We start from the raw sequence: 17,881 nt of genomic DNA, 5'->3' as shown, positions 1-17,881 counted from the left end.
AACCCGGACGGCAGCGTGCGGACCGTGTCCGGTGGTCATTAGTTCATGAAGGTCGCTGACGACGTCGACCGCCGACGGTAGCTCGGGTAGTCGGACCGGGTTCAGCTTGCGAACAGCATTTTCGTCGGGAACTCGCCGTTGGACTGCCACGCTTTTACGATCTTTGCCGTGATGGCACCAGCGGCGGAATTGAAATCACCATCTTCGACGCGGGCGTCGAGGGTGCGTGGATCGATCGTCAGGATTCGGTCGAACTTGTCATTCAAACCGAACTCGTATCGGACCTCGTCCGCAGCGGCCTCGATACGCCGCGCGGTCACCATCATTCCCATGTCCCTAGCCTCCAATGTTCGAGTAGTCCTCGTAGGTCGGCCCGGGTATGGACGCCTCCCAATCGGACACCTGGTTGGCGGCAAGATGTGCTTCCCGGTATGCCGCCTGCGGGTGCGCCTGGTAGTACTGCAATTCTGCCAACTCGTGCTCCAGTAGTGCGTAATCCTCCGGCAACGGACTACCGCGTCGCAAACGCAACCATGCCTCGGCCATGGGCGGGCTCGGATCATATCGTTGATGGACGACTCCGCCCGCGTAGTCGTCCATCGGGTGGGCGTCGAAGAAGACGTGCCGGCGGATCTGCTCGATCTCCTCCCGAGAGAACCCCTGGGAACCGTCCAGGCGGGGCGCGTCCCCGACATGGCGAGCTATGACGTCGGCGTCGGCCTGCTGGCGGATCGCCTCGTACGCCTCCTCCGCCCAACGGTCCTGCCCTCCATAGTCTGCAAGATTACGAGGTCGTGCGGTGTGGCCGCCATGAATGCCTCGCGCTTTATCTTCTGCGCTCCCTGGGCGCCCGCGCGGAGTGTCGCGAAGTCTGCCCAGGGCCTGCTTGAGTTTCTCGATCAGGTCGCCGAGTCGGCGGATCTCAGGGATCAGCCGCCGCAAACTTGCCAGCAGCCCGCGCAGCAACCGCGCGATCCGCGCACCCCACGAAGCCACCAGGGTCGTCACCTGCTCCACGACCAGCGGCGCAGCCAGTCCGCCGGTGATGAGGAGTTCGCCCGCGTACACGATGATGCGGGACACGCAGGTGGCGATGGCGTCGCGGACCAGGATTCGGACGGCGGCCACCAGCCCGGCGGCGCCTTCGGTGATCGCGGCCAGGGTGTCGGCGCCCAGGGCGAGGCCGGTGATGGCCTGCTGTTGTTCGTGGGCCCAGGCCCGGTAGGCGGGCCCGGCGCTGCCACCCCAGCCGGCGACGTCGTTGCGGACGGCGCGAGCCAATTCGGCGGTGTCGTCGCGAAGCGAGGCGGCGACGTTGCGCCAGGTCTGGGCGTGTGCGGTGATCTGCGCCGGGTCGCCGGCGAGCCAGTCCAGCGCTTCGCTGAGCGGCTTGACGTGTTCGATGAGCCAGGCGATTCCGTACTGGAGCAGGGCGCCGACCGGGTCGGAGACGAAGGCGAGAGCGTCCAGGCCGGCGCTCACGACGCCGAGGCTGCCGTCGATCCAACTGCCGTTGCGGACGCCTTGCGCGATCAGTTCGATGTCCTCGCAGATCCACACACCCGCCCAGGCGCTGGGCGCGGTGTCCGCAGCGGAGGCGACGAGCGGGTTCGACGTCACCAGCGCTGCCGTGCCTCATCGAGCTGGCGCTGCCGCAGGCCGTCGAGCAGGTGTTTGGCGTGGGCGTCGGACTCTCGGTAGCGGTCCGCGCCGACCCGCAGCCTGCCGGCGGTGTCCCGTACGGATGCCGCGGCGGCGCCTATGCCGTCGACCAGGGTCCGTTGCAGGCCGTCGAGCAGCACCGGCATCATCGCGCAGAGCTGCCCGTAGGCGTCGGTGCCCAACCGGACGTGCTGGCCTGCCTGCTGGGCGGTGTCGACGCTGGTGGCGCTGCGGTCGAGGCGTGCGGCGTGGGCGGTCAGGTCGTCCGGGTCGACCTGGATGCCGTCACCGGCGGGCATCGTCTGGTCCCTGGTCGGGGAGGAGCCGGCTGCGGTACGAGTCGATGATGGCCTGGGCGCTCGGGTCGTCGCCCAATGACTTCATGGTTGCGTCGCTGACCTGTCGGAGCAGGTCGGTACGCGCGGCAGCGGTGGTCTCCAGGATCTGCCGGGCGGTGTGCGCAGCGGGTTGTTGCCGGATGCGCTCGTCGAGCCGTAGGTCGATCAGCAGGCCGGCCGAGTCGACGGTGACGTCGACAGTCCGATCGGCGTTGCGGGCGGTGCCGGTCAGATTCCGCATCGTCGCCGACAGTGTCTTCGCGCGTGCCGCCCGCTCGGCGAGAGACGATTCCCACTCGTCGAGCCGGCGCTCCGCCGCGTCGAGCGCAGCGTCGTCCGCCCACATGTCGACCCTCCCCAGGGGACCACTGCCAGCGGCAACCGGCGACATCACCGGCACGCTACCAACCAGTGGCGCTACGTGCATGCCCCTGCCGAAGCGGTGGTGGGGCTGCCTCGCCACGCGATCTTGCAGTTGCTGTCGCGACAAATGACGCAGAGCGCCGCTTTTCAACGACTGAAACCGCAAGATCGCCGGGGCGCGCGGCTCGGCGCAGTGAGGGCCGGGGGAGGCATTGGTCCGTATCATTTCGGCATGACGTGGTTCGGCCGGCGGGCGGTGTTGCTGGCCGGCGAGGGCTGCTCGTCGGTTGTTCGCGGCGGCCTGAGGCGGGGTGGCATCGCCGGTCAGGCGGTGTGGGCGGCCTGGATCTTTGCGGCTCACCGACACCGGGCGGGCGGCCTGACTCGTTTGCGACATCAGCTCCAAAGGCAACCCGCCAAGCCTGCCGCCCCTGAGCTACGAGGCCCCGGAGCCCCGGAGCCCCGGAGCCCCGGAGCCCCGGAGCCCCGAAGCCCCACGCTTGCGCAGCCGCAGTGCGGGAGGTTCCCAGCCGTCGGCGCGGGCGGTCAGGTGGCGGGGAGGGCGGTCAGCCGGTTGGCGCGGCAGCCCGCAACGGCCACGACGACGGCCAAGGCCAGGGCGATCAGGAAGAAGACGTCCGCGCCGGTGCGAGGGACGCCACGGTGGACAGGGTGATCCCGGCGAGGAAGACGCGCCGGTGGCCGATCCGGTGCACCAGCGCCACCGTCAGCCGGTGCTGCTCGGCGACGGTATGGCAGCCTGCCACCTGGTCCGGCCGGACGGCACCGGTCCCGATGTTCGCGCCACAGATCCCCGTGAGGTGTTGTCATGACGTTCACCACCCGACCGACGTTGCAGGGCACCTTCGGCATGGTGTCCTCCACCCACTGGCTCGCCAGCCAGGCGGCGATGGGCATCCTGGAACGCGGTGGCAACGCCTTCGACGCCGCGGTCACCGCCGGGTTCGTCCTGCACGTCGTCGAGCCGCACCTGAACGGGCCGGGTGGCGAGGTGCCGGCCATCGTCGCCACCGCACGGGACCCCCGGCCCAAGGTGCTGTGCGGGCAGGGGCCGGCCCCGGCCGGTGCCACCATCGCGCACTTCCGGTCCCTCGGGATGGACCTCATCCCGGGCGCCGGACCGCTCGCTGCGGCCGTACCCGGCGCCGTGGACGCCTGGCTCCTGCTGCTGCGTGAGCACGGCACGCTCACCCTCGCCGAGGTGCTGGAGCCGGCGATCGGCTACGCCGGCGCCGGGCACCCGCTGGTGGGCCGGGTCGGTGACACCGTGGCGGCCGTCCGGTCGCTGTTCGAGGAACACTGGCCCACGTCTGCCGCGCTCTGGCTGCGCGGCGGCCGACCGCCGGCCGCGGGGGAGCTGTTCACCAACCCGGCGTACGCGGACACGCTGCGCCGATTCGTCGAGGCGGGACAGGCGGCCGGCGTCGACCGGGAGGCCCAGATCGAGGCCGCGCGCCGGGCCTGGAGCACGGGTTTCGTCGCCGAGGCGATCGACGCGTTCAGCCGGCGGCCGTTCCAGGACTCCAGCGGGCACCCGCACGCCGGGCTGGTCACCGGCGACGACCTGGCCGCGTACTCGGCGAGTTGGGAGGCGCCGGCCACCCTCGACTGGCACGGCTACTCGGTGGCGAAGACCGGGTTCTGGGGTCAGGGGCCGGTGCTGCTGGAGTCACTGGCCACCCTGGACGCGCTCGACGACCCGGGCGCGTACGAGCCGGGGACCGCGGCGGGCGTGCACGCCCAGGTCGAGGCGCTCAAGCTCGCCTTCGCCGACCGGGAGGCCTGGTACGGCGACGGCCTCGACGTGCCCGCCAAGGCGCTGCTCTCCCCGCAGTACGCGCTGGAGCGGGCCGCGCTGATCGGCGAGCGCGCGTCGGCGGAGTTGCGCCCGGGGCGTCCGGACGGGGCGCAGCCGCGCCTGCCCGCCCACGTCCGACCCGGTGCCGTACGGCGTGCCGGGCCGTCGGACGCCACCACGGGAGAGCCGACGGTGCAGTCGGACGGGGTGACCCGGGGCGACACGTGTCACGTGGATGTGGTCGACAGGTGGGGCAACATGATCTCCGCGACGCCCAGCGGTGGGTGGTTGCAGAGCTCCCCGACGATTCCGGAACTCGGGTTCCCGCTGGGCAGCAGGTTGCAGATGTTCTGGCTGGAGGAGGGGCTGGCCTCGTCGCTGGCGCCGGGCCGCCGGCCGCGGACCACGTTGAGCCCGACGATGGTGCACCGCGACGGCGAGCCGGTGCTGGCCTGCGGGACCCCCGGTGGCGACCAGCAGGACCAGTGGCAGTTGCCGTTCCTGCTGCGGCACCTCGTCGGTGGACAGTCGTTGCAGGAGGCCATCGACGCGTCGGCGTGGCACACGGTCAGCCTGCCGGGGTCGTTCTATCCGCGCGACATGGAGCCGGGTGTCCTGGTGGTGGAGGACCGGATCGACGAGGGTGTGCTGGCGGCGCTGCGGACGTACGGGCACGAGGTGCGGGTCACCGACGGCTGGAGCCTCGGTCGGCTCTGCGCGGTGACCCGCGACCCGGCGACGGGCGTGCTGGCGGCCGGTGCGAACCCCCGGGGGATGCAGGGCTACGCGTGCGGCCGTTAGTCGTGGCCACGCGGATCCGGGCCTGAGCGTCAGACGCCGCGGGCGAACAGGGCCAGGCGTACCCGGTTGGGGCTTCCCGTCTTGGTCATCAGGCTGGTGATGTGGGTCTTGACCGTGGTGACGCCGATGTGGAGCTGGTCGGCGATCTCGGTGTTGGACAGGCCGTCGGCGACCAGGTTGAGCACGTCCCGTTCCCGCGCGGTGAGGCCCGGAAGGGCCGGTGGCGACCCGGGGCGGGCGTGTACCGCGCGCTGCACGAGGCGGCGCAGCACCTCCGGGCTGAACGGGCTGTCCCCGACGGCAGCCCGGCGGATGCCGTCCAGCAGCTCGGCGGGGGGCGCGTCCTTGAGCAGGAACCCGCACGCTCCGGCGGTCAGGGCGGGGTAGAGGTGGTCGTCGTCGCCGAACGTGGTCAGCACCAGGATGCGCGTGGTGGGACGTTCGGCGAGGATCCGGCTGGTGGCGGTGATCCCGTCGACGCCGGGCATCCGCAGGTCCATGACGACGACGTCGGGGAGGAGCCGCCCGGCCAGCGCGATCGCCTCGCGGCCGTTGTCGGCCTCCCCGACGACCTCGATGTCGGGTTGGGCGTCACACAGCATGCGCAGGCCGGCTCGGATGAGGTGCTGGTCGTCGACCAGCAGCACCCGGATCACGCCGGCTCCGCAGCGGGCGACCCGGCCGGGGCCTGGCGCTCGCGGGGCAGCGACCGGGCGGACGACTCGGTGGCCGGAAGCACGGTACGCACCCGCCACCCGGTGTCGGTCGGGCCCGCCTCCAGCCTGCCGCCGAGGACCTCGACGCGCTCGCGCATCCCGGTGATGCCGTGCCCGCCACCGGCCGGCACCCCCGCCGGCACCCCAGCACGGCCGTTGTCGGTGACCTCCCAGTGCACCGCGCCGTCCCGGACGGCGATCACGATGCGCGCGAGCGCCGACGTCCCCGCGTGTTTGGCCACGTTGGTCAGCGCCTCCTGGGTCAGTCGCAGCACCGCCATGCCGCGCACCGCGTCGAGGGACCCGATCGCCGGGTCGAGATCGGCCTCCACGGTGACACCCGCCTGCCGGGACCGGTCGATGGACGCGCCGATCGCCGCCGGCAGCGCGGAGGGTTCGATCGCGGTCAGCGCCGCGTCACCGCGTACCCCGTCGGGGTCGCGCAGCACCGCGACCAGCCGGCGCAGCTCCGCGAGGGCCGCGGTGCCGGTGCCGTGCACGTCGTCGAAGACCTCGCCCACCCGGGGGTCCAGGTCGGTGAGGACGTGCCGGGCCACGCCGACGCGCAGCACCATCGACGCCACGTGGTGCGCGACGACGTCGTGCAGCTCTCTGGCGATGGCGCTGCGTTCGTCGGCGCGGGCCGCGCGGCTCTCCGACTCGTGCTGGCGTTGCTCGGCCAGGGCCCGCTCCACGGCCTGTCGACTCAGCTCCCGGTTGGCGCGGATGACGAGGCCGAGCAGCACCGGCACGCCGACCTCCAGGGCCAGCCCGACGACCCCGGAGGCGAACCGGCGCGGCGGGTCGCCGATCGAGTCGGTCAGGTCGACCACGACCAGCAGTGCGGTGGCCAGCCAGATGGTCCGGGGCCGGCGCGCGCGCATGGTCACTTCGAGCAGCGCCCAACTGGCGCCAACCTGGTTGATGGTGAAGTCGTCGACAAGGCCGATCGCGACCGCCAGCAGGGCGGCCTGCGCCACCAGGTTGACCACCGGCCGACGGTGCGCCGCCAGCGCCACGGCGAACGCGAGCACCGCGAGGACCCACTGTGTCGCCGTGGGTGTGCGGGCGGAGTGCGGGACGAAGAGCAGATAACCCACCCCGGCGAGGTCGAGCAGCACCATCCGCACGAGCGTGTCCCGCATGTCGAACAGTCGCCCCAGCCAGCTCACGGTCGTCAGCCTAGGTGCTGCGGGCCGGTGGCGGCGGTCGCCGACCGCCGCCATCGGGTCCGGACCGCGAGGTACGCGGCCAGGCCGAGCGGCCCGAGCAGGATGGTCAGCACCAGCACCGGAGCCATGACCAGAGCCGGCACCCCCCGTTCCCGGCTGTCCAACCACGCCCACCGCCCGACGAACAGATCGAACGCGATCATGTGTGCCCAGCCCGCCGCCGCCCCGACGGAGGTGCCGAGCAGGTCGCGCACCCCGGCCAGGGTCGGCGACGTCACGGCCGGCAGCACGTCGCCGAACGCCGGGAGCACCAGCAGCGCGTAGATCACCACGACCGGCAGCACGATCAGCGGCGAGCCGATGATCCGGGCGGTCCACGACCAGCGGGGCAGCAGGATCATCAGCGCCCAGAACGGCGCGGCCACCGCGAACGTCAGTGAGAACAGCGTCGCGGTCATGCGGCCAGCGCCAGTTCCGGGCGGCGTCGGCGGGCCAGCACCAGGCCGGTGGCGGTCGCCGTCGCGACCACCAGGGCCGCGACCGCGACGAGCGTGGTGGCGTCCGGGCGCAGCAGCGGCTGTCCGCGCAGCGCCTGCCAGGTCAACAGCACGGTGAGTACGCCGTACGCGGCACCCGCGACGACCAGCAGCCGGGCGCGGGTGCGCTCGTCCAACCGGGTGCCGAACCGGCTCAGCAGGATCGCGAGGATCGGCAACGCCTGCAGGGCGTGCAACCCCACGAAGTGCCCGATCCGCAGGTCACCGCCGGTGGTGCTCCAGCCGACGATCGGCAACCCCGGCCCGCCGTCGAGCACGCCGACGCTGTGCGCCCCGCCGATCCCCTCGATCCCCGGGTCCTGCATCGGCAGCGCCATCGGCACCGCCGCGAGCATGCCCAGCAGGGAAAGGCCGAGCCCCCAGCCGACGGCGGTCGCGGCGACCCGGTCGGGGATCCGCTGGATCAGGACCACGATCCCGATGACGAGGTGCGCGAAGAACAGCACCATGATCGCAGCGCCCATCGCCGCGAACAACGCGGCGTTCAGGGAAGTGCTGGCGTTGAAGTGGCTGGTCTGCCCGCGTACCACCTGACCGACGATCACCATCATCTCGATCACCGACATCGCGACGATGATCGTGACGGCCCACTCGGTGGCCCGGCTGCGTCGTGGCAGCAGGGAGAGCATCCAGGCGAGCGTCGTGCCATACAGCACGAAGGACACCGCGAACTTGAACGGCTTGAGCCAGATCGGCGCCCCGGTGAGGACGCGCGGGTCGACGAGGATGCCGACCGCGGCGACGGCGGCGAGCACCGCCATCGCGGAGACGAAGACCATCAGGGGGCGATTCCAGTGCGTCACCCGGCGCAGCAGGGTTGTCATGCCTGTAGATGTTCGTGGCCGCGCCCGCCGGTCGCGCCCGACCGTGAGCCCCGGTTGCGGCCAGTGGTCGGAGCGCGCCTCCTCCCTGGGTAGGAGATGAAATCCGTCGAAGCCTGTCGCGGGTGCTGGCACAATGGCCGGCCTGCCGACCGGACGGGGAGAGCTCATGACGATCAATGCGGACCGTGTCCAGCCGAACGAGACCACCGTGCCGTTGCTGCCCTGCCCGGCGCCGCAGGAGACCCTGGCGTTCTGGCGGGCGCTCGGGTTCGAGGTGACCTACGAGCAGACCAGACCGTACGTGTACCTGGCGTTTCGGTGGAGTGGGTTCGACCTGCACTACGGCCCGGCACCGAAGGATCTCGACCCGGCAAAGGAGCATTCCGGCGGCTGCCTGGTGATGGTGGACGCGGTGGCGTCGTACCACGCGGTGTTCACCGAGGCGATGCGCCGCAGCTACGGCAAGGTGCTGGTCAAGGGTCTGCCCCGGATGACCCGCTACCGGGCTGGGGCGTCGCGGTTCAGCATCATCGATCCGTCCGGCAACACCATCGTCTTCATCCAGCGGGACGAACCGAATGTGGAGTACGGCGGGTCGAAGGAGCTCGACGGGCTGGCCCGGGTGCTCGACAACGCGCGGATCCTGCGCGAGTTCAAGCTGGACGACCGGGCGGCCTACCGGGCGCTCGACTCGGGGATGCGCCGCCGCGCCGAGGACGCCCCGGTGGTCGAGCAGGCGATGGCGCTGGCTGGCCTGATCGAGTTGGCGACCGCGTTGGACAAGGCCGATCGGGTGCCCGAGTGGGGCGCCCGCCTCCGGGCGCTACCGCTGACCCCGGAGCAGCGCACGCGGGCGGCGCAGTACATCGCCGACCCGGCCATCCTCGAACCCTGGTGGCCGGACCAGCGTTGACCGCGGACCTCCCCTCGCGCACCGTGGTCACCGGCTGGCGCGTCACGCCGGGCCAGCGGGTCGGTACTAGGAGGCCAGCCGTTCGTGCCCGGGGCGGGGAAGTTCAGCGCTGCCGTCCGACGTGTTGATCTCCGACCAGACGGCGTCGAGGGAGAGGCCGAGGACGTCGGCGATCGCCGCGATGGTCGGAAAGGCGGGGGTAGCTATCCGGCCGGACTCGATCTTTCGCAGGGTTTCCGGCGAGACGCCCGCGTCCAGCGCGGTGAGGAGCATCGAGCGCTCGCCACGGGCCCGACGCAGCAGGGCGCCGAGGCGCTGTCCGCGTTCGAGTTCTGCGGGAGTGAGCGGCAACCTGACCATGCCCCGATTCTAGTACCGGGATAATATGGCCGGGATACTTATTGGCGACCCGAGGAAGGCGCTGCATGATCGAGATCCTGAGCCCCACCGACGTGCTGCGAGCGAAGGACACCGGCGCGCTGGTCGCCGGCATCCTGCAGACGCTGAAGAGCCGCTGCGTGGTCGGCACCAACCTGCTGGACATCGACCGGTGGGCGCAGGCCATGATCACCGAGGCCGGGGCGCAGTCCTGCTACGTCGACTATGAGCCGTCCTTCGGGCGCGGACCGTTCGGCCACTACATCTGCACGTCGGTGAACGACGCCGTGCTGCACGGCTTGCCGCACGACTACCCGCTCGCCGACGGCGATCTGCTCTCGCTCGACCTCGCCGTCTCCCAGGGTGGAGTTGTCGCGGACTCGGCCATCAGCTTCATCGTGGGCGACGTGCGGCCCCCGGAGAGCCTCGCGCTGATCGACGCGACCGAGCGGGCGTTGCAGGCGGGGATCGCCGCCGCCGGCCCCGGCGTTCGCATCGGTGACATCTCCCACGCGATCGGCTCGGTCCTCAGCGCGGCGGGATACTCGATCAACACCGAGTTCGGCGGCCACGGCGTCGGATCGACGATGCACCAGGACCCGCACGTCTCCAACACCGGGCGCCCCGGTCGCGGATACCGGCTGCGGCCGGGCCTGCTGCTGGCGCTGGAGCCGTGGGTCATGGCGGACACCGCCGCGCTCGTCACCGACGCCGATGGCTGGACACTGCGAAGCGCGACGGGCTGCCGCACGGCGCACAGCGAGCACACCATCGCCATCACCGACGATGGCGCGGAGGTGCTCACCCTGCCGACGCGCTGACCCGTACGGCGCGACCAGGTCGGCACCTCCTCCGTGACACCATCCTGGTCCGGGTTCAGAATGAACCGATCGGTCATATTTTCCGTGATGACGGTCAGGGTCACCCACCAGAGTCGCGGAGGCACGATGTCAACGGTTCGAACTGGTCCGGTCATCGGACTGCTCGTGCAGATCGTCCTGCTGGCGGTGCTGGCGGAGACAGTCGGTCTGGACGCGGCGGGTTGGATGGCAGGGCTGGCGTACGGGGTGGTCCTGTGCGCCCTGCTCAGCCGGGGGATGTCCCGCTCGGGCGCGGATGCGCTGACCCCGGCCGACCGGGTGACCCTGAGCCGGGCGATCCTCGTCGGCGGCGTGACGGCCCTGGCCGCCGACTCGATCGGCCGGTCGGCGCCGGTCACCCTGATGGTCGTCCTCACCAGCGTGGCGTTGGCCCTCGACGCCGTGGACGGGTACACGGCCCGCCGCACCGGGACGACCAGCGAACTCGGCGCGCGTTTCGACATGGAGATCGACTCCGTCCTGGTCCTGGTGCTCTGCCTACACGTGGCCCCCGCGGTGGGTGGCTGGGTGCTCGTGATCGGCGCGATGCGCTACCTCTTCGGCGCCGCGACCTGGGCGTTGGGGTGGATGCGGGGCTCCCCGCCGCCGCGTTACTGGAGCAAGGTCGTCGCCGCGATCCAGGGCGTGGTGTTGACGGTGGCGATGGCCGACGTGCTGCCCGCGCCGCTGACGACCGTCGTGCTGGTGGCGTCAGTGGCGCTGCTGCTCGAGTCGTTCGGGCGTGACGTCGCCTGGCTCTGGACGACCCGGCACCTCCGCCACACCGTCATCAACGGCGCTGCGGGTGCGCTGGTCCCGCCGGCCGGCTCGGCGAGCCACAGCGCCCCTACCGTCGGGGTGGGACTGGCCGAGCTGACCCCGGTTAAGGCCGATGGGCTGCCCTGGTCGGAACGCCGGACGGTCGCCGTGGCCCGACACGGCACCGCCCGCGTCTGAGCCGCCCCGGATGCCGCACCCATCAGTGATCATGGAAGGATGCCCGGGTTGTCGCTCTTGACGCGCGTACGTCAGCTGCCGAGCCAGGGACGGAGGCCGATGAGGGGCACCGACGGCGAGGACCAGCCGAAACGCTCCATCGGGGCCCGGCTGACGACCATCCTGGCCGCGCTGCTCGTTCTGTTCGTCCTCACCGTGCCGTACGACTACGGCCGGCTCAGCCCGGCGGGGTTCGCGCGGATCCCCCTGGAGGCGCTGCTGGTCGTGGCCCTCCTGCTCGCCCTGCCGTCTCGGGGCAGCCGACTGGTCGCGACGCTGGCCGGCGTGGCCCTCGGTCTGCTCGGCCTGCTGAAGCTGCTCGACCTGGGGTTCTCCGCCTCGCTGAGCCGGGCGTTCGACCCGGTGCTCGACTGGGCGCTCCTCGACGAGGGGTTCGCCTTCCTCAGCGAGTCGTACGGTCGGCCCGCCGCCATCGGTGCCGTCGTCGCCCTGGCGGTGGTGGTCGTGGGCCTGCCCACGCTGGTCACGTTGTCGATGCGGCGACTGCGGCGGCTGGTGGTCCGGCACCGCACCGGCACCACCCGGATCGTGGCCGCGCTGGTGGTCGTCTGGGTGGCCTGCGCCGCGTTCAACGTGCGGGTGGCCCAGGGCGTACCGGTCGCCGACACCTCCGCGACCACCCTGGCCAACGGCCACGGCTTCCAGGTGCGCCTGCGCCTCGACGACCGCGAGACGTTCGGCGCCCTGATCGAGGCCGACAGGTTCGCCGACACCCCGGGCGACCAGCTACTGACCGCGCTGCGCGGCAAGAACGTGGTGGTCGCCTTCGTGGAGAGCTACGGCCGGGACGCCGTCGAGGACCCGGAGTTCGCGCCGCAGGTCGGTGCGGTCCTCGACCGCGGCGCCACCGAGCTGGGCGCGGCGGGTTTCGCCGCGCAGAGCGGCTTCCTCACCTCGCCGACCTTCGGTGGCGGCAGTTGGCTCGCGCACGACACGCTGCTCTCCGGCCTCTGGATCGACAACGACCAGCGGCACCGCACCCTGCTGGCCAGCGACCGGATGACCCTCAACGGCGCCTTCCGACGGGCGAACTGGCAGACCGTGGGCGTGATGCCCGCCGTCACCAGGGCGTGGCCGGAGGGCTCCTTCTTCGGCTACGACCGGTTCTACGACGCCCGGACGCTCGCGTACCGGGGACCGAAGTTCAGCTTCGGCACCCCGCCGGACCAGTACACCCTGGCCAGCTGGCAGCGCCTGGAGCAGGCGAAGCGCGACGGCAACGTGATGACCGAACTGGCGATGGTGTCGAGTCACGCGCCCTGGACGCCAGTCCCGCCGCTGCTCGACTGGGCCGACGTCGGCGACGGCGCGGCCTACCGCGGGGCCGGCGGTGGCAAGACCGACGACCGGCGCCGGAGCACCACCCAGATCCGGGCGGACTACCGGAAGTCCATCGAGTACACCCTCGGTGCGCTCATCTCCTACGTGCGGACCTACGGGGACGACGACCTCGTGTTCATCGTCCTCGGTGACCACCAACCCGCCGCGGTCGTCACCGGCGAGAACGCCAGCCACGACGTCCCGATCTCGATCATCACCCGGGACCGGGCCGTGTTGGACCGGATCTCCGGGTGGGGCTGGCAGGACGGGCTGAAGCCCGGCCCGCAGGCGCCGGTCTGGCGGATGGACGCCTTCCGGGACCGGTTCCTGACCGCCTTCGGACCGTAACCCGGCCACCTCTCTCACGGACTGGACCCAGACAGATGACGGCTGTCACCGACACCAGGGTCGCTGCGCTCCGCACCGACCCGGACCTGTCCCTGCTGCACCGGTCGCTGGACGTCTACTACGGCGATCCCGAACGGGACGCGAGGATGGACGCCTTCTACGCCCGATTCGTCAGCAGCGGGGACCTCGTCTTCGACATCGGCTCCCACGTGGGCGACCACATCGGCAGCTTCCGTCGCCTCGGCGCCCGGGTCGTCGCGGTGGAACCGCAGCCGCTGTGTCTGCGCGCCCTGCGGGCGATCTACGCCGACGACGACCAGGTGACAGTGGTCGAGGCCGCGTGCGGCGCGCTACCCGGGCACATCCGGCTGCACGTCAACTCCACCAACCCCACCGTGTCGACCGCCTCACCGGACTTCGTCCGGGCGGCGCAGGACGCGGACGGCTGGCAGGGCCAGGTGTGGGATGCTGACATCGAGGTCCCGGTCGTCACCGTCGACGCGCTGATCGAGACGTACGGCGTGCCGACCTTCACCAAGATCGACGTGGAGGGTTTCGAGGACGAGGTGCTGGCCGGCCTGAGCCGGCCGCTGCCTGCCCTCTCGTTCGAGTTCACCACGATCGCGCGCGGGGTGGCCCACCGGTGTCTCGACCGCCTGACCGCGCTCGGCTTCGACGGCTTCGACATCGCGCTGGGCGACGACAAGTCGATGACGTTCCGACGGTGGATATCCGCGACCGACCTGGCGACGCACCTGCACGAACTGCCGCACGCCGCGAACTCCGGGGACGTGTACTGCGTGTCCGGAATCCGGGCGGCCACCACCGACAGCTGACCGGAGCAGTCGTCACCGCTACGGTCCACGGTGAACGGCACCGGGCCCGACGATCAGATGATCGGCCGCTGGCGGTGGGACGGACCAGCGCGGGATGATCGACGTTCGTCTCGACGCCGAGCCGAGCCACGCGATCGCGGGGAAGAGGGTGACGCCGATGACCCCGACACAGCTGCGCGCGTACGTCGCCGTGGCCCGGCTGGGGTCCGTCAAGCAGGCCGCCGCGGAGCTCCAGGTCTCCGAGTCGGCGGTGTCGCTCCACATCGCTCAGCTGCGCAGGGAGTTCGACGACAAGCTCTTCACCCGAACGGCGGGTGGTCTCGCCTTCACCCCTGGCGGGCTGCGGCTGGCCAGTCGCGCCGCGGAGCTGCTGGGGCTCCAGGACCGCACGATCCAGGAGGTGAGCGCCGCGACGCGCGGCCGGCGGCTGCTGCGGGTCGCCGCGTCGAGCCTGTTCGCCGAGTTCGCCGCGCCGGGCCTGATCGAACTCTTCGCCAAGCGGGCCGCCGACCTCGACGTCGAGTTGAGTGTGCGCAGCCCGGGTGCCTTCGGGTCGCTGCTGCTGGCCCGCGCGGTGGACATCGCGATCGGTCCGCAACCGCCGGTGCTGGAAGGCGCCACCGTCAGCCGGCCGGTGATGAACTACCGCCTCGTCCTCGTCGTCGGCCCGGACCACCCGCTGGCCGGTGTGCCGGCGTCCCCCGGGCAGTTGCGGGAGCAGACCTGGCTGCTCGGGCCGTCCGCGACCACGGATCTGGGTGGGGTGCCGGCGATGCTGCGTCGCCTCGCCGTGCCGGACGAGCGGCAGCAGATCTTCCAGAGCCACGCGGCGGCGCTGGGGGAGGCCAAGCGGGGCAAGGGTGTCTCGCCGGCCCTCGCGTTCACCGTCGCGCCTGACGTCCGACGGGGGCACCTCGTGCACGTGGCGGGGCCGCACGCCACGATGGAGGCGGTGTGGCATTCGCAGGTGCTCGCCACCCCCGACGCGATGTCAACCGCCGACGAGCTGTCGCGCTTCTCGTCGACGCCGAGGGCGATTCAGGCGATGATGCGCGGCGCGGGAGTCAGCGTCGGCCACTTTCGGCCGTCGGTGCACGTGACGCTCTGGAGCTGACGGGCGACGACCAGCAGGTCCTGGAAGGTGCCGGCCGGCAGCATCCGGTCGCAGTAGGGGAGAGCGGCGGCCATGCCGCCGACCCGGGGCGTGAAGCCGGGTGCGCCGGCGCGGGGATTCAACCAGATGATCCGGTACGCGCGGCGGCTCAGCCGGGCCATCACGGCCGCCAATTCGTGCGGCGGGTCGCTGTCCCAGCCGTCCGATCCGATCACCACCACCGCCCCGCGCACCGCGTCCGCGTGGTGGGAGGTGAGCAGGGAGCGCAGGTTCGTGGCGATCCGGGTGCCCCCGTACCGGTCGGTCACGGCGGCGCTGGCCCGCGCGACCGCCTCCGCCGCCGACCTGTGTCGCAGCACCACGGTGAGCCGGGTCAGCGTCGTCGCGAACGCGAAGACCTCCCCGTCGGCAACCACCGCGAACGCTCGCATCAGGTGCAGGTAAGCGGTGGCCTGCGCCCGCATCGACTCGCTGACGTCGCAGAGCAGCACGACCCGGCGTGGTCGTCGTACCGGTCGCTCGCGGACGACGTCGACGGGTTCCCATCCGGTGCGACGGGCCCGGGCGATGGTGGGCCGCAGCGCGACCCGGGCACCGGCCGCGCCGGTGGCGAACCGCCGGGTACGCCGGGTCGGCCAGCCGGCGACGGCAGCGCGCAGGGCGTCGCCGAGTTGTGCCACCTGCGCGCTGTCGAGTTCGTCGAACGGGCGGTCGGCGAGCCCGGTGAGGGCGCTGGGGCGCCGCTCGGGCAGCCGCAGTGCAGTGTCGTGTGCCGGTGTCTCCGCGACGGCCGGCGGCAGCGTCGCCCACGGCAGGCCACCGGAATCCGAGTCGTCGGTGTCGGCCGGCACCCGCGCGTACACGTCGTCGTGGGCGTCAGGTGGGGACGCGGACCGCGACGGCCGGGGCAGCGGTGGCGGGTCCGCGAAGATTGCCGCGAAGACCCGGTCGAACGCGGCGAGGTCGGTGTGCTGCCGGACCAGGCAGATCCGGGCCGTCCAGTAGAGCGACGACATCGAGTGGGGTGGGCTGGCGGCGAGCGCCCGGACGAAGTCGTCCACGTCGGTGAGGCCGGCCGGGACGCCGGCCCGTCGCAGCCGGCCGGCGAAAGCCACCGCGAACGCGGCCCGGTCGACCCCGCGCAGCACGCTCGGGCTCACCGGCGGGAGGCCAGCCAGGCGATCACCGCGCCCACGGCGACGAGCCCGACAACGACGGGTACGAGCCGCTTGGTGATCGAACCGCCGGCGATGCTGAGCAGGTCGAGCGCCTCCGGCTCGGCTGCCGCCGCCACACGGGTGGAGCCGTCCTCCGCCGCCGCACCCGCCGCCCCCGCCGCCCCCGCCGCCCCCGCCGGCACCGACGGCACCGACGCCACCGCCGGCACCGCCGCCGCCGACGGCACCGACGGCGAGATCGGCGACGGCGCGAGGGGCTCCGAATCCGGCACCGGCGCTGGCGCGGGCGGCTGGTCGGCGGCGAGCTTGGCCTCCAGGTTGGCGACGAACTGGGCCACCAACTTGCCCGACACCTCCTTGATCATGCCGCTGCCGAACTGGGCCAGCTTGCCGGAGATCTTCAGGTCGGTGTCCACGCTGACCAGCGTCTGGGCGCCGTCCGGCCGTAGGTGGGCGGTGACCAGCGCGGACGCGTTCCCCGTCGACCGGGCGTCGCGGCCCTTCGCGTCGATCACCCCGCGGTAGGCGGCGTCGTCCTTCTCGACGAACCGGGCGGTGCCCGCGAACTCCGAGAGCACCGGCCCGACCTTGACCTTCACCCTGCCCCGGTAGACGTCACCGTCGACGCCGGTCAACTGGGCGCCTGGCAGGCACGGCGCGATTCCCTCCAGGTCGGTGAGCACTGCCCACGCCTCGTCGATCGGGACAGCGACAGCGAACTCGTTCGTGATCTTCATAGCTGGCTCTCCTGGTAGGTGCCGAGCGCGGCGGCGACCACGGCGCGGTCGTCGGGGGTCTTGGCGATGGTGCCGATGGTCCACGCGACGTCGTCGGCGGCGAGATCGGCGACGCCCAGCACGGACAGCGCGGCCACCCAGTCGATGGTCTCCGCCATCCCCGGGGGCTTCTCCAACTCCCGGCCGCGTACGCCGCCGACGAACTGGACGGCCGTCTGGATCAGCGGCTCGGTGGCGCCCGACACGGCGCGGCGGACGATCTCGACGGCGCGGGCCGGTTCGGGAAAGTCGATCCAGTGGTACAGGCAGCGGCGACGCAACGCGTCGTGCAACTCCCGGCTGCGGTTGGAGGTGAGCACCACGACCGGCGGCGTTTGGGCGGTGAACGTGCCGAGTTCGGGGATCGTGATGCCGGCCTCGCCGAGGAACTCGAACAGCAGCGCCTCGAACTCGTCGTCGGCCCGGTCGATCTCGTCGATCAGCAGCACCGGCGGGACCGGCCCCCGGTGGCGTACGGCCCGCAGGATCGGCCGTTCCTGGAGGAACTCGACGCCGAACAGGTCCGCGTCGGTGAGCCGCGCGTGTTGTGCCTCGGCGAGCCGGATCGCCAGCAGTTGTCGCTGGTAGTTCCACTCGTAGAGCGCCTCGCCCGCAGTCAGCCCCTCATAGCACTGCAACCGGATCAGCGGGGTCTCCAGCGCGCGGGCCAACGCCTTCGCGGCGGCGGTCTTGCCGACGCCCGGCTCGCCCTCCAGCAGCAGCGGCCGGCCGAGGCGCAGCGCCAGGAACAGGGCCATCGCCAGGCCGTCGTCGACCAGGTAGTCGACGGCGTCGAGGCGGTGCCGCACGGCCAAGGCATCCTTCATCAGTGTCGCGGCGTGGAAACTCGGCCGTTTAGGGCCAGAAGGAAACGCCGCGCCCTCCCCTC

The 17,881-nt window shown here is 71.9% G+C and carries 19 protein-coding genes and 1 pseudogene; 7 read left to right on the top strand and 13 right to left on the bottom strand.

Annotated features, from left to right (window positions below; all coding sequences use genetic code 11):
• Positions 1–101: 101 nt before the first annotated feature.
• The 5 genes from ABZU52_RS06365 to ABZU52_RS06345 form a co-directional block, all read right to left on the bottom strand.
• Positions 102–332, bottom strand: coding sequence for a hypothetical protein (locus ABZU52_RS06365; protein WP_354970028.1), 231 nt, complete (start codon positions 330–332; stop codon positions 102–104).
• Between the two features lie 4 nt (positions 333–336).
• Complete coding sequence (locus ABZU52_RS06360) at positions 337–1,620, bottom strand: WXG100 family type VII secretion target (protein WP_354970027.1); 1,284 nt, start codon at positions 1,618–1,620, stop codon at positions 337–339.
• Positions 1,617–1,961, bottom strand: a complete 345-nt coding sequence (locus ABZU52_RS06355; protein ID WP_354970026.1) for a type VII secretion target — start codon at positions 1,959–1,961, stop codon at positions 1,617–1,619. Before ABZU52_RS06355 ends, ABZU52_RS06360 begins: the two co-directional genes overlap by 4 nt.
• Entirely contained in the window at positions 1,948–2,346 is a 399-nt protein-coding gene (locus tag ABZU52_RS06350; protein ID WP_354970025.1) for a YbaB/EbfC family DNA-binding protein, read from the bottom strand. The genes ABZU52_RS06355 and ABZU52_RS06350 overlap by 14 nt, the downstream gene beginning before the upstream one ends.
• 640 nt (positions 2,347–2,986) lie before the next feature.
• Positions 2,987–3,130: a hypothetical protein gene (locus ABZU52_RS06345; RefSeq protein WP_354970024.1), complete on the bottom strand. Its 144-nt coding sequence runs from the start codon at positions 3,128–3,130 to the stop codon at positions 2,987–2,989.
• A gap of 62 nt (positions 3,131–3,192) precedes the next feature.
• On the opposite strand from ABZU52_RS06345, the gene ABZU52_RS06340 reads away from it, so the two are divergent.
• Complete coding sequence (locus ABZU52_RS06340; protein WP_354970023.1) at positions 3,193–4,983, top strand: gamma-glutamyltransferase family protein; 1,791 nt, start codon at positions 3,193–3,195, stop codon at positions 4,981–4,983.
• A 29-nt stretch (positions 4,984–5,012) separates the two neighbouring features.
• Here ABZU52_RS06340 and ABZU52_RS06335 read toward each other — a convergent pair whose 3' ends face one another.
• From ABZU52_RS06335 to ABZU52_RS06320, 4 genes are read right to left on the bottom strand one after another with little or no spacing between them, the layout of a single operon-like run.
• Positions 5,013–5,639: a response regulator transcription factor gene (locus ABZU52_RS06335; RefSeq protein WP_354970022.1), complete on the bottom strand. Its 627-nt coding sequence runs from the start codon at positions 5,637–5,639 to the stop codon at positions 5,013–5,015.
• The gene (locus ABZU52_RS06330; RefSeq protein ID WP_354970021.1) at positions 5,636–6,871 is read right to left on the bottom strand and encodes a histidine kinase; all 1,236 of its coding nucleotides are present in this window, start codon (positions 6,869–6,871) and stop codon (positions 5,636–5,638) included. Before ABZU52_RS06330 ends, ABZU52_RS06335 begins: the two co-directional genes overlap by 4 nt.
• Positions 6,872–6,876: 5 nt before the next feature.
• Positions 6,877–7,329: an ABA4-like family protein gene (locus ABZU52_RS06325; protein WP_354970020.1), complete on the bottom strand. Its 453-nt coding sequence runs from the start codon at positions 7,327–7,329 to the stop codon at positions 6,877–6,879.
• Positions 7,326–8,252, bottom strand: coding sequence for a hypothetical protein (locus tag ABZU52_RS06320; RefSeq protein ID WP_354970019.1), 927 nt, complete (start codon positions 8,250–8,252; stop codon positions 7,326–7,328). The genes ABZU52_RS06325 and ABZU52_RS06320 overlap by 4 nt, the downstream gene beginning before the upstream one ends.
• Positions 8,253–8,418: 166 nt before the next feature.
• On the opposite strand from ABZU52_RS06320, the gene ABZU52_RS06315 reads away from it, so the two are divergent.
• Positions 8,419–9,165 carry a glyoxalase gene (locus ABZU52_RS06315; RefSeq protein ID WP_354970018.1) on the top strand — a complete coding sequence of 249 codons (747 nt, stop codon included), beginning with the start codon at positions 8,419–8,421 and terminating at the stop codon, positions 9,163–9,165.
• 66 nt (positions 9,166–9,231) lie between these two features.
• Here the strand turns inward: ABZU52_RS06315 and ABZU52_RS06310 are convergent, their stop codons facing one another.
• Complete coding sequence (locus ABZU52_RS06310) at positions 9,232–9,525, bottom strand: helix-turn-helix transcriptional regulator (protein ID WP_354970017.1); 294 nt, start codon at positions 9,523–9,525, stop codon at positions 9,232–9,234.
• A 65-nt stretch (positions 9,526–9,590) separates the two neighbouring features.
• Here ABZU52_RS06310 and map point away from each other — a divergent pair, with 65 nt between their 5' ends.
• The 5 genes and pseudogenes from map (at position 9,591) to ABZU52_RS06285 (ending at position 15,038) form a co-directional block, all read left to right on the top strand.
• Positions 9,591–10,364: a type I methionyl aminopeptidase gene (gene map, locus ABZU52_RS06305; RefSeq protein ID WP_354970016.1), complete on the top strand. Its 774-nt coding sequence runs from the start codon at positions 9,591–9,593 to the stop codon at positions 10,362–10,364.
• 126 nt (positions 10,365–10,490) lie between these two features.
• Positions 10,491–11,165 (top strand): annotated as a pseudogene (locus tag ABZU52_RS06300) (CDP-alcohol phosphatidyltransferase family protein); the annotation flags it as partial.
• 294 nt (positions 11,166–11,459) lie between these two features.
• Positions 11,460–13,088, top strand: coding sequence for a sulfatase-like hydrolase/transferase (locus ABZU52_RS06295; protein ID WP_354970015.1), 1,629 nt, complete (start codon positions 11,460–11,462; stop codon positions 13,086–13,088).
• 35 nt (positions 13,089–13,123) lie between these two features.
• Positions 13,124–13,924, top strand: a complete 801-nt coding sequence (locus ABZU52_RS06290; protein ID WP_354970014.1) for an FkbM family methyltransferase — start codon at positions 13,124–13,126, stop codon at positions 13,922–13,924.
• A 157-nt stretch (positions 13,925–14,081) separates the two neighbouring features.
• Entirely contained in the window at positions 14,082–15,038 is a 957-nt protein-coding gene (locus ABZU52_RS06285) for a LysR family transcriptional regulator (protein ID WP_354970013.1), read from the top strand.
• On the opposite strand, the gene ABZU52_RS06280 is transcribed toward ABZU52_RS06285, so the two are convergent.
• From ABZU52_RS06280 to ABZU52_RS06270, 3 genes are read right to left on the bottom strand one after another with little or no spacing between them, the layout of a single operon-like run.
• Positions 14,963–16,198 (bottom strand): VWA domain-containing protein, encoded by a 1,236-nt coding sequence (locus ABZU52_RS06280; RefSeq protein WP_354970012.1) that lies wholly within the window; start codon positions 16,196–16,198, stop codon positions 14,963–14,965. The two genes, ABZU52_RS06285 and ABZU52_RS06280, sit on opposite strands and share 76 nt — an antisense overlap.
• Positions 16,195–16,953 carry an SRPBCC family protein gene (locus ABZU52_RS06275; RefSeq protein ID WP_354970011.1) on the bottom strand — a complete coding sequence of 253 codons (759 nt, stop codon included), beginning with the start codon at positions 16,951–16,953 and terminating at the stop codon, positions 16,195–16,197. The genes ABZU52_RS06280 and ABZU52_RS06275 overlap by 4 nt, the downstream gene beginning before the upstream one ends.
• Entirely contained in the window at positions 16,950–17,801 is an 852-nt protein-coding gene (locus ABZU52_RS06270; protein ID WP_354970010.1) for a MoxR family ATPase, read from the bottom strand. The genes ABZU52_RS06275 and ABZU52_RS06270 overlap by 4 nt, the downstream gene beginning before the upstream one ends.
• Between the last annotated feature and the right edge of the window lie 80 nt (positions 17,802–17,881).

This window comes from Micromonospora sp. NPDC005220 (genome assembly GCF_040607895.1).
In the GTDB taxonomy this organism is placed as follows: Bacteria; Actinomycetota; Actinomycetes; order Mycobacteriales; family Micromonosporaceae; genus Micromonospora.
Note: the sequence above shows the minus strand (reverse complement) of the source record. Positions and strands in the feature narration are given on the sequence as shown.